General features: G+C 41.4%; 10 protein-coding genes. 5 read left to right on the forward strand and 5 right to left on the reverse strand.

Annotated elements, in window-relative coordinates; all coding sequences use genetic code 11:
* Positions 1 to 567: 567 nt before the first annotated feature.
* The 4 genes from C200_RS03220 to rpsT form a co-directional block, all read right to left on the reverse strand.
* Positions 568 to 1,305: a tryptophan 2,3-dioxygenase family protein gene (locus C200_RS03220; protein ID WP_016210761.1), complete on the reverse strand. Its 738-nt coding sequence runs from the start codon at positions 1,303 to 1,305 to the stop codon at positions 568 to 570.
* A gap of 103 nt (positions 1,306 to 1,408) precedes the next feature.
* Positions 1,409 to 2,098, reverse strand: coding sequence for an SIMPL domain-containing protein (locus C200_RS03225; RefSeq protein WP_161625465.1), 690 nt, complete (start codon positions 2,096 to 2,098; stop codon positions 1,409 to 1,411).
* A 142-nt stretch (positions 2,099 to 2,240) separates the two neighbouring features.
* Positions 2,241 to 3,485 carry a hypothetical protein gene (locus C200_RS03230; RefSeq protein ID WP_016210763.1) on the reverse strand — a complete coding sequence of 415 codons (1,245 nt, stop codon included), beginning with the start codon at positions 3,483 to 3,485 and terminating at the stop codon, positions 2,241 to 2,243.
* Between the two features lie 308 nt (positions 3,486 to 3,793).
* Positions 3,794 to 4,054 carry a 30S ribosomal protein S20 gene (gene rpsT / locus C200_RS03235; protein WP_016210764.1) on the reverse strand — a complete coding sequence of 87 codons (261 nt, stop codon included), beginning with the start codon at positions 4,052 to 4,054 and terminating at the stop codon, positions 3,794 to 3,796.
* 173 nt (positions 4,055 to 4,227) lie between these two features.
* Between rpsT and murJ the strand changes: the two genes are divergently transcribed.
* The 5 genes from murJ to fkpB all read left to right on the forward strand — a co-directional run bounded on the left by murJ (position 4,228) and on the right by fkpB (position 10,751).
* A complete protein-coding gene (murJ, locus tag C200_RS03240; RefSeq protein WP_016210758.1) occupies positions 4,228 to 5,766 on the forward strand; it encodes a murein biosynthesis integral membrane protein MurJ in 1,539 nt (512 codons plus the stop codon).
* Positions 5,767 to 5,923: 157 nt separating this feature from the next.
* Positions 5,924 to 6,850: a bifunctional riboflavin kinase/FAD synthetase gene (ribF, locus tag C200_RS03245; RefSeq protein ID WP_051307336.1), complete on the forward strand. Its 927-nt coding sequence runs from the start codon at positions 5,924 to 5,926 to the stop codon at positions 6,848 to 6,850.
* A gap of 138 nt (positions 6,851 to 6,988) precedes the next feature.
* Complete coding sequence (ileS, locus tag C200_RS03250; RefSeq protein ID WP_016210756.1) at positions 6,989 to 9,802, forward strand: isoleucine--tRNA ligase; 2,814 nt, start codon at positions 6,989 to 6,991, stop codon at positions 9,800 to 9,802.
* Positions 9,795 to 10,304 (forward strand): signal peptidase II, encoded by a 510-nt coding sequence (lspA, locus tag C200_RS03255; RefSeq protein WP_032126291.1) that lies wholly within the window; start codon positions 9,795 to 9,797, stop codon positions 10,302 to 10,304. The genes ileS and lspA overlap by 8 nt, the downstream gene beginning before the upstream one ends.
* Positions 10,305 to 10,307: 3 nt before the next feature.
* Positions 10,308 to 10,751: an FKBP-type peptidyl-prolyl cis-trans isomerase gene (gene fkpB / locus C200_RS03260; RefSeq protein ID WP_016210766.1), complete on the forward strand. Its 444-nt coding sequence runs from the start codon at positions 10,308 to 10,310 to the stop codon at positions 10,749 to 10,751.
* Positions 10,752 to 10,839: 88 nt separating this feature from the next.
* Here fkpB and C200_RS03265 read toward each other — a convergent pair whose 3' ends face one another.
* Positions 10,840 to 11,451, reverse strand: coding sequence for an inositol polyphosphate kinase family protein (locus C200_RS03265; protein ID WP_161625464.1), 612 nt, complete (start codon positions 11,449 to 11,451; stop codon positions 10,840 to 10,842).
* Between the last annotated feature and the right edge of the window lie 166 nt (positions 11,452 to 11,617).

An 11,617-nucleotide genomic window follows, 5' to 3' on the forward strand; every position in this document is an offset into this window, starting at 1 on the left:
ACGGTCTTTCGCAACTCCGCTCTGCTAAAAACCCGAACCTACCTCGGCCTACTCACCCCGTGCTTAGCACTCCATGGCTCGCAGTAACTGTAAGGAGAAGGCATCGTTTTTCCTTATTGTATTTTTTAACCTACTGATAGTATGTCAGAAACTGTTGATCGAGCGCTATAATAGTGTTTCATCAATGTCAAACACAAAAATCTTTTTTGGCATAATTTTAATCTTCTTCTATCTTATCTATAATTAAAGAGAAGTGCTGTTGTTATGTAGAAATGATCAATATGCCAAGGTGTTGAGCCTTAGTTTAATTTTTTATCAAGCTATTTTTATTTGGTAGGTGCTCTAGTTCCTTATGATTAAGAAATAATGCATAGGTAAAAATCCAGCTAAAATGAGAGTTATTTAAAATAACAATGATGTTAACTGGATGTATATATCATTGTTTTGTTGTATGACAAAAAGCGTTTATTTTCTATTATTATTGGCTAAATATTATATAAAGTGAAGTTATTTTTCATATTTTCATTTTATTTTTTTATGTTTTTTATTTATAAAATTATTATAATGTTACTTACAGTGTAGTGGTGGGCGTGTACTGCCATATTCACCACCCCAATCATCAGTCATTTGATTGCGAATATCCCAAAGTTCGGGGAAAAAGCGCATTTTCAGTCCTTTTTCTAATAAATCGGCCGAATGGCCTTTGAGTGACTTTGAGCTCAGGCCGAGTATACGTTGAACCAGTTGAATATGGCGATAGCGAAAATGCTGAAAAAGTTTATCAAATTCGGCTAATTGTTCAGCAAGCAGATAAAGCTCATCGTGTTGATAGTGGTCATCATAAATGTCACGCAAAGAAAGATTAGTAGGTATTAAATAATGTGTTTGAAAGCTCTGCCAGAGAGGTTTCGCCATTTGAATAATGACATGAAAGCCTGGTGATTCTTGGCCACTGCCATTGCCCAAATTTAAGCGGATACTTTGGTAGTCTTTAGGTGACATGGTTTCTAATAGAGCTAAATGATCGACCATACTCTGTTGAATACGATGAGTGCGGTTAAACAGAGTGAGTACCTTTAGGCTGTGTTTTGCCGCAAGCTGTTCATCAATCTCTAATAGAGTATAAGCGATGAGTTTCATCCATAATTCTTGAACTTGGTGGGTAATTTGAAATTGTAACTCATCATGATTACATAGTTGGTCATAGGGTGTTTGGCATTGCAAAAGATCATGTCTGTTTAAATATTGTTCATAATCTGAGGCGTTATCGCCCGCTATCAGAGCGTAAAAGCTATGGCGGTCCATGCCATCTCCTTAGTATAACCGGATCTATTTTTATTAGTTTATAAAAATAATTCTTTATTTGCCAATTAGTTACTTTGATAAATACAGCTAAGTTGAGTTACCTTTATCGAATGAAATATTGCACGGTTGCAACAACACGCACCTTTTTCATGATTTCATTATCACCGTATGAGCCATCAGCAGAGCGGATGGAAAACAATCCTTGAGAGGCATGGCGGATGCCTTTGAGGGTGCTGCGTGAGTTTTTAGCAAATGTTTGGGCGGCTTGTTCAGCGTTCTCAGTCGCTAGAGTGAGCATGCTGGGTTTGACCTGATTAAGGTCAGTATAATTATAGCGTGTGTTAGAACTGGTGATAACCACACCTTGCTGGACTAACTCGCCTGTCGCTTGAGAGGCTTGACTGACACGTTGGACTTGTGTGGTTAGTAAGTTGACCCCCGCTGTAGCACCATAGCGTGATTCAGGTTTGCGGCTGCCGTATTGGTTGGCATGGTTATCTGTTACTGCAACGGTATCAAAATGAATACTTTCTGCTTTAAAGCCTTTGTGTTTAAGAAAAGAGCTGATGTCTGCTTGTGCTTTGGCAATCTGTTGATACAGGCCGGGCAGTGAGTTGCTGCTGGTGGAAAAACGCAGTTGCCATGTCGCTTGATTAGCAGCAACGGTTTTTTCAGCTAAGCCTTTGACTGTGACATAGCGGTTATCATTGTGAAACAAGGTGAGACCAATGGCAACTAAAGCACCAGCGCCGACCATACCACCGGCAAGAATAAAGCTAGATAGAGTACGCATGATATTAGACTCAAAAGTTAATAAAATAGCTTTGATCATAAAATTAAATTGAATAAATTAGCAATCATATTACTGGTTTATTTTTTATAGATGATGCCTATTAATCGATGTTATACCTTGTCTTTAGAGTTTATAGTGAAAATTATAAGGATGTGTCTAACTCTTTTAACTCTGCTTGCAAGTCTTTTTCACTGCTAGTTTGCACACCCATTAGTGTGGCAAGCTTGTCTAAACCATATCGATTCGTATTTGTTTTTGTGATTTCTGCGAGCTCTTCAAGCTTAATTTCTGGACTTTCTGTAATTAAGTCAAAAAAGCGCTTTAATTTGATTTGGTCTAAATTATCTGGCTCCGGCTGTGGAATGTCTTTCCCTTGGTATTTTTTTTGAATTAATAAGGCAAGGTAGTCGCTTGTATCTGAGCGTGCTGCAAACCGGTTCATGACCTCTGTCGCTATTTTTACTAATACTTTATTAGTCATATTGTATTGAAACTGCTTAAGCTCGTGTTGTTGCAATAGTGAATCTTGACCATCATTTTTGACAAAGCGCTTTTTAGTCAATTCAGTGGGTGCAAGACAAGAAAAATTACCTGTAGTATGTTGCTCTTCATCACGGTAATTGTGGTTAGCGATGGCTTGCTTGACCTGTTGCATATTTTCATTATCTATGCCGGCATTGCCAAAAGAGCGATCATGATTGGCCTCTTTTAAAACCCATAATCTGTGCTGACCTTTTGGTAGTGGGCTAAATAAAGGCTGAAAATAGGGGGTAGAAGCATTAGTAATGATGGCTGAATGTTCAGCATAAAAGATATCTGCGCTGACTTTTTTAATGAATGGGTGAGTCTCATCACTGAGTGAAGCGAAATCTAAACGTTTTCTATCCAGTGGGCCACCGGGTACCGGGTCTAATCCATAAATATGCACTTTGCCTAGTTTTTCTATTTCTGCAATGCTCAGCTGATCTTGGAGTTTTCTAAGTAGTTGAAAGGCGGCGATGCCACCGCGGCTCCAGCCAGTGATAGCAATATCCAGTGTTGCATTTTCTGCTAAGTTCTGAATTTTATACTTGATTATTTCTAGTGCCTTATTGGTGGTATTTTCAAGGCCAAATTCACCTTTACTGCCATTAAACATGGCCTTGTAGTTGATGACTTTTTGCGAACTGCGATTTGATGTGCCGGGACCTGCAAAATAAAATTTACTACGCTCTATATGTGCTAATACGCCTTGATATGCAGTAAGTTTTACTTCAGCTGCAGAGTAATTTTCATTGTGTAACTGCGCGGCCATGCTGTTAAGTTCAACGAGCGTTGCTTGACCTAATGGGGATTTATAGTCTGGGTTGGCATTGGTGCCATCAAAAGTAAAAAATAGTTTTGGCATAACAAGCCCTGTACCGCAATATTAAGCTTTACGCTAAATTATAATAATTTATGTTTATTTTCAATATATTTACATTTCGCGTTATTTTAAAAACGCGATCGCAAGGATCAAAGGCAGAGATTTAGATTTAGTTTGACGTTTGCGCAAAGGATCTTTATTAAAGTGGGGGGTATTAAAGTGAAAGAGAAAAGCATGGATAGCTATTTTATAAGTATTTTTAGGGTAATTATAGGGAATAAAAAGAGTCTAGCTGGAATTATTGGTATTAATAGATAGGTATAAAAAAACCGACGATTGTCGGTTTTTTCTTACATCGCTTTGATGTGTGCGCTCAAACGGCTTTTATGACGTGCCGCTTTATTTCTATGAATAATACCTTTATCAGACATACGATCAATTACTGGAACCGCAGCAGTAAATGCATTTTGAGCAACTTCTTTATCACCAGCTTCAATTGCGCTGACGACTTTTTTAATGTAAGTGCGTACCATAGAGCGTAGGCTCGTATTGTTTTGACGGCGGCTTTCAGCCTGACGCGCACGCTTTCTTGCTTGTGCAGAGTTTGCCATTTTCTAACCTTTAAAATGTACTTAAGAATCGATAAACCAATAGGTGCACAATTGTCCATATCTTGACTTGGTTTGTCAAGTTCTATAACGCTTAGTTTAATAAATATGCTTTATCCTGTATAAAAGAGTCTTGTGTGGTGATATCGGTTTTATTTTAGGTTTTATAAGGCATTATGAGTCGTTCGTTACTTAAATCTATTTCTATAGTCAGTTTGATGACCTTATTGTCGCGGCTATTAGGCTTTGTACGCGATATGGTGTTTGCGCATTTATTTGGCGCGGGTGCTGAGATGGGGGCGTTTTTAGTTGCTTTTAAAATCCCGAATTTTATGCGGCGGTTATTTGCTGAAGGGGCGTTTTCACAGGCCTTTGTGCCGATCTTCTCAGAGTATAAAGAGAAGCAGACACTAGATGAGGTTCGGTTATTTTTATCACGAGTGATTGGCACGCTGGCGGTGGCTCTATGTGTGGTGACGTTGCTGGGGATGTTTGCAGCGAAATACTGGGTAATGGTGTTTGCTCCAGGCTTTATTCAAGAAGGCGCTGGCCAGTTGACATTGGCAACGGATTTATTGCGTCTTACTTTTCCCTATCTGTTGTTTATTTCGCTAACGGCTTGTTTTGCTGGCGTATTGAATAGTTATCGGCGTTTTGCTATTCCTGCGGTGACGCCAGTGATTTTGAATATTGTTTTGATTATTGCGGCCTTTTTAGGGGTGAATTACGGTTCTGAGCATGGTATTTATGCAGTGGCTTGGGGGGTTATGGTCGCGGGTGTGGCACAATTGTGTTTTTTATTGCCCGCATTGCAGCGTCAAAATATGCTGGTGTGGCCGCGTTGGGGCTGGCAAAGTCCAGGAGTACAGCGGGTGTTAAAGCTGATGGGGCCCGCTATTTTTGGCGCTTCAGTCGCACAGATTAGCCTATTACTAGATACTGTATTTGCTTCATTTTTAAAAACCGGCAGTATCGCTTGGCTTTATTATTCAGATCGTTTGATGCAGTTTCCGTTGGGGATGCTGGGAGTGGCCTTAAGCACCGTTTGTTTGCCACATTTGTCGACGTACTTTAGTCGAGGTGATGAGAAAAATTTTGCGAAGGTCATTGATTGGTCGTTGCGCTTGGTGTTATTGCTGGCCGTTCCTGCTGCATTGGGCCTTGCCTTGATTTCAGGACCGTTACTTACTACTTTATTTCAGTACGGTGCTTTTAGCCCCGAAGATGTCCTGCAGGCACAAAAAAGCTTAATTGCTTTTGCTATTGGCCTGATTGCCTTTATTGCGATTAAAGTGTTGGTCTCCGCCTTTTATGCGCGTCAGAATGTTAAAACCCCAGTGCGTATTGCCGTGTGGGCGATGGGACTGAATCTTCTATTAAATGCCGTATTATTTATACCCTTGGCGCATGCAGGTTTGGCTCTGGCAACCTCGCTTGCCGCTATATTCAATATGGCTGCGCTATATTATAGCTTGATAAAGCAAGGCATTTATCGTGTCTCTCACCTGTGGTGGCAGGTGTGTTGGAAAGTGATTATCGCCAGTAGTTTTATGAGTGCACTGTGTTATTTTGGTGTGCCAAAGACCGCAATATGGCTAAAGTGGCAGGCCGGGCAGCGTTTTATGGGGTTGGCTCTAGTGATTGTAGCCGTTGTAGGGCTCTATTTTTTAGCTTTATATTGCTTAGGTATTCGCAAGCACCACTTTCGCTCATAAATGTTCGTTTAATTTTTGCTTATTGATGCAGTGAGCTGGACATCGCTTACGTTTTATTAGGATCTGCGGTATACTCGCTTACATTTAAATCCTAAATCTGGGATTCTCAAATAGACTAGGATGAACCTAGATTATTGTAGGCAGATAGCAAAGCGTGATGAGAGTGCTACGTGATCGTCGAGGCCAGTGTCAATTTCCATCTGGGAGTGTGGCGACGATAGGTAACTTTGATGGGGTCCACTTAGGCCATCAATCGGTGTTAAGTCAAACCAAACGGCAGGCTGAACGCCTAGAATTGCCCGCGGTTATAATTATTTTTGAACCACAGCCCGCTGAATTTTTTATGCTGGCTAAAGCACCACGGCGTTTAACACCGTTACGAGATAAATTACTAGCCTTAAATGAGGCAAAAATCGATGCGGTATTATGTTTATCATTTGATGCTGATTTTGCTGAGCTTACAGCGGACGCATTTATTCAAGAAGTATTGATAAAACAACTGAATATACAGCATGTGGTCATTGGTGATGATTTTCGTTTTGGTAAAAAGCGTTTAGGCGATTTTAATTTATTGGCTCGGTGGGGGAAAAAACGTGGCTTTGTAGTGAGTCCTGTAGATACGCTTAGCCAAAATGCTGAACGGGTTAGCAGTACGCGAGTGCGTCATGCTTTGGAGCAAGGTGATTTTACGCAAGCGCAAATTTTACTAGGGCGAGCGTATCAGTTAAATGGGCGAGTGATTCATGGTGATAAGCGTGGACGAACGATCGGCTTCCCAACGGCAAATATTGCTTTAAAACGCCCAAGTATTTTACATGGGGTGTACGTGGTTTCCTGTCAAGTTCGTGGTCAAACCGTGCGAGGCGTTGCGAATGTGGGGCAACGGCCGACAGTGGGTGGCAGGCGTTGGTTATTAGAAGTTCATCTATTTGATTTTCAGCAAGAGATTTATGGTGAGTATATTACGGTTGAATTTTTACAGCGTTTACGTGGCGAACAACGCTTTGAGTCATTTGATGCGTTAAAAGTACAGATATTAGATGATGTTGAAAAGGCCCAGGCCTGCTTTCAAGCTGAAGACTAAAATTTAAGTGATGCTATTGAAGATTACAGCTATAAAAATAATAAAATTATTCTATGGAATATAAAACATAGACACTATTAAAATTAAATTTAGAAAATAAATACAAGGTTAAACTAGGATTAAAAGGTTAAATAGGGCATGAGCAACTATAAAAAAACATTGAATCTTCCTGAAACCAAATTCCCTATGCGTGGCAACTTGCCTCAGCGTGAACCTGGAATTTTACAAAGCTGGTACACGAAGAAGATTTATCAAAAAATTAGAGACGCTCGTGCTGATCAAGAAGCGTTTATTTTGCATGATGGCCCGCCGTATGCCAATGGCGATATTCATGTCGGTCATGCGGTGAATAAAACGCTAAAAGATATTGTGATTAAATCAAAGACATTAAGTGGTTTAAACGCACCTTATGTGCCAGGCTGGGACTGTCATGGCTTACCAATTGAACTGCGAGTTGAGAAAAAAGTGGGTAAAGTTGGTGCGAAAGTTGATGCGAAAACCTTTCGGCAAAAGTGTCGTGATTATGCCCAGTCGCAAATTGATACTCAGCGTGAAAGCTTTAAGCGTCTAGGGGTGCTTGGGGATTGGGATCAGCCTTATTTGACCATGGATTATCAAACGGAAGCAGATACGATTCGTACTTTAGGGCATATTGTTAAACGTGGGCACTTACACAAAGGCCATAAGCCGGTACATTGGTGTGTGGACTGTGGTTCAGCCTTGGCAGAAGCTGAGGTTGAATATGAAGATAAAACCTCACCTGCCATCGATGTGCGTTTTAGTGTAGTTGATTGCGGTGCTTTTTGGAATCGTGTGTCACCTGAACAAGCGATTGATAAGGCTTTACCGATCTCGTTTGTGATTTGGACAACAACACCTTGGACACTACCCGCTAATCGAGCGGTGGCGCTGGGTGCAGAGATTAACTATAGTGTGCTATTGACTGGGCAAGAGTACTTGGTTGTTGCTAGTGATTTAGTTGAGCAGGTTAAATTACGTTGGAATCTTGTTGATGTGGTGGTCGTTGCTCACTTTCAAGGGGTGGATTGTGAGCACGTAGAGGTAGAGCATCCGCTATTTGCCGATCGCATTGTGCCGGTTATTTTAGCGGCTCATGTGACAACGGAGTCTGGTACTGGCCAAGTGCATACGGCTCCAGCGCATGGCCCTGAAGATTATCAGGTGGGGTTGAAATATGAGTTAGCGTTGGAGAGTCCAGTAGGCAGCAATGGCTGCTTTGTTACAGGTACGCCATTATTTGCAGGTTTGCATGTGCGTAAAGCTGACCCAGAGATTTTAGCGGCCTTGGCAGAAACGGGTAAGTTACTTGTATCAAGGACGATAGAACATAGCTATCCACATTGTTGGCGTCATAAAACACCGATTATTTTCCGTGCCACCCAACAGTGGTTTATCAGCATGGATAAAGAAAAGTTACGGGAGCACGCCTTAGCAGGAATTAAAGAAGTTTCTTGGCTGCCAAACTGGGGGCAAGCACGCATTGCGGGCATGATTGAAGGCTCACCTGATTGGTGTATCTCGCGTCAGCGCACTTGGGGTACGCCGATTACCTTTTTTGTTGATAAAGTCAGCGGTGAATTGCACCCACGTACTGAGGAATTAATTGAAGAAGTTGCTCTACGCGTTGAAAAGGCAGGCATTGACGCCTGGTTTGACTTAGAGGCTGAAGAGTTACTTGGCGTTGAGGCCAAGCAGTATGAAAAGGTTACAGATACTTTGGATGTTTGGTTTGATTCAGGGTCAACGCATGCAACGGTGTTAGGGCGCCGAACTGAATTACAGGCACCGGCGGACCTTTATCTAGAAGGCTCTGATCAACATCGTGGTTGGTTTCAATCATCATTAAAAATTGCGCTGGCAGAACGTGGGGAGCTACCTTATCGAGAGGTTTTAACCCATGGTTTTACCGTTGATGGTCAAGGCCGTAAGATGTCAAAGTCCTTGGGTAATGTGATTTCACCCTTAGATGTTGCGAAAACCTTAGGTGTTGATGTGTTGCGCTTATGGGTGGCGGCAACCGATTATAGCACGGAGATGGTCGTCTCTGAGGAAATCTTAAAACGCACCAGTGATACCTATCGGCGTCTTAGAAATACGGCACGTTTTTTATTAGCTAACCTGCATGACTTTGACCCAACCGAAGATATGATCTTGAGTGATGATCTAGTGGCGATAGATCGTTGGGTAATGGATAAAGCCGCATTATTACAAGAGGAAGTGATTGCTGCCTATAACAGTTATCAGTTTCATTTGGTTTGCCAGAAAGTCCATCATTTTTGCTCTGTTGATTTGGGTGGCTTTTATTTAGATGTAATTAAAGATCGTCAATACACCATGAAAGCGACGGCAAGCGCACGTCGTTCAGCACAAACAGCGATGTTCCATATTTTAGAAGGTTTAGTGCGTTGGCTGGCGCCAATTTTAAGCTTTACGGCTGATGAGCTTTGGGGCTATTTGCCCGGAGCGCGTGAAGAATCTGTACATTTGGCGACGTGGTATAAATTTGCTCCGGTGTCTGATCGACAAATTACTAGTCAAGCATTTTGGGCACGGCTGATGAGCGTGCGTAATACCGTCAATAAAGAGCTGGAGAAAAAGCGTGCAGAGCATGTGATTGGTTCGGCTTTAAATGCTGCGGTGACTTTATACGTCGATGATGAGTTATTTAGCTTGTTAAACTGCCTGGGTGACGAGTTGCGCTTTATCCTGATGACCTCACAAGTCGTTTTGCAACCTTTAGCTAAAGCACCGGTGGGTATCGTTTCCGAGCTGAATGGTTTGATTGTTGCTGTGGGGCCTGTGGAGGCTGCTAAATGTGAGCGCTGTTGGCACCATTGTGATGATATTGGGGAAAATGCAGACCATCCAACAATTTGTGGTCGCTGCATTGAAAATGTTGAGGGTGTGGGTGAGGCGCGGGCTTATGCCTAGTGCTCGCCCAAGTAAAGGGCGCGGGCAGCTGTGTTATTTATGGTTGAGTGTATTAGCTTTAGGGTTAGATTTCGCGACAAAATGGTGGGCGCAAGCTGCTTTACACTATGCGATGCCAAAACCAGTATTGCCGTTTTTAAATTGGACTTTATTATATAATCCGGGAGCAGCCTTTAGCTTTTTAAGCAATCAAGGAGGCTGGCAGCGTTGGTTATTTAGCGCTATTGCATTGATTATCGCTATTATTATTGTAAGACTCTTAGCCAAAATACCGCGACAGCAGCATATGGCTGCAATAGGCTTAAGTTTGATTTTAGCGGGTGCCTTAGGCAATGTGATTGATCGGCTACGCTTTGGTTATGTTATTGATTTTATTGATGTACATGTGGCAGGGTATCATTGGCCGGCGTTTAATATTGCTGACTCGGTGATTTGTATTGGCGCCGTACTGTTGATTTGGCAGCAGTTGCGTAAAAGTGATAAAAGCAGTGATAAGAAGTAAAAAATGAAAATAATTAAAGAAGATAGTGCGGTTGTTTTTCATTTATCTTTATTATTAGAAGATGGCTCAGCAGCAGATAGTACTCGGGTGAATGGCAAGCCGATGTGTGCGATTATGAATGATGGTAGTTTAACGCTAGCGTTACAAGCGCACTTACTTGGTTTATCTATAGGTGATAAGAAAAAGTTTACTTTAACACCTGAAGAAAGCTTTGGTCAGCCGCGGCAAGAAAATATTCAGCGTTTTGATAAAACTCGTTTTGCTGATGATATTTCCCTAGAAGCTGGCAGTATTATCGCCTTTGAGCAAATGGGACAAGGCAGCTTACCGGGACAGGTACGCGGCATGGAGGGTGATGAGGTGATTATCGACTTTAATCATCCGTTATGCGGCCATAATGTCACGTTTGATATTGAAATTGTTGATATTGATCCTGAGTCTAACTAACTGAAGATTTCAGGCGTACGCCTAAGTTAAGTTTAAATTAATTATTCTTTGCATTGGTGGTGATGTTTTAAGAGAGAGTTATGGGGTCTTAATGATAACTATTTGTGAGATCCATTGATGTTGAAGCACCCTCTTGCTGGTTTTTTTGTTGTTGAAACATTAAGATCGGCTCTTTATTATTTAGGATTGCTGTGAAAGTGCTGGAGATTTCCAGTAGGCCCTTGGTCATATTTTTTGCTGCGTGCTCATATTCTGTTTGATTATCTGTATGAGTGACAAAGTGTGCAAGATCGATTAATTTTGCCTGTGATTTCGCAGGGTCGTCATGATCAATTGCAATTAATAAGCTAGAGCTGAAAAATGCGACTTTCTGCTCTGTTAATGCAGAAACTATGTCATTTATTGCCTTAGTAATAATATTGATGACTATTTTTAATCCATCATCAGTCAGTGATTCTAGCTCTTTGGCAATATAATATTTGGAGCATCCGACTAAGGTACTTTTAGCAGCGATAGGGCTGCCATTTTTGGTATAGCCTTCTAGTCGATAGCCTCTAACGGTTGATCCATAAAAGCTGTCCAGAAACTTCATTCTTCCAGCTTTAACTAGAGCTTGGAGGGGTTGTTTATCTTTTCGTGTTTCTTGATAACTGGTACTTTGGCAGCCTATTTTAATATCCATTAACGAAGCGTTTTGCATCCTTGCATCCATTCTTGTTATAGCACTCAACGAATAGTTTCTGACATTGACTTCATTACTTGACTAAGCGCTGTCTCTAAATTTATTTCATCTTGATCAAGCTTCATGCGAACCCTATTTTTAAGCGGTGACCATACATGCTCTATCGGGTTTAAAATCAGGAGAA

It is taken from the genome of Piscirickettsia salmonis LF-89 = ATCC VR-1361, from assembly GCF_000297215.2.
Taxonomy (GTDB): domain Bacteria; phylum Pseudomonadota; class Gammaproteobacteria; order Piscirickettsiales; family Piscirickettsiaceae; genus Piscirickettsia; species Piscirickettsia salmonis.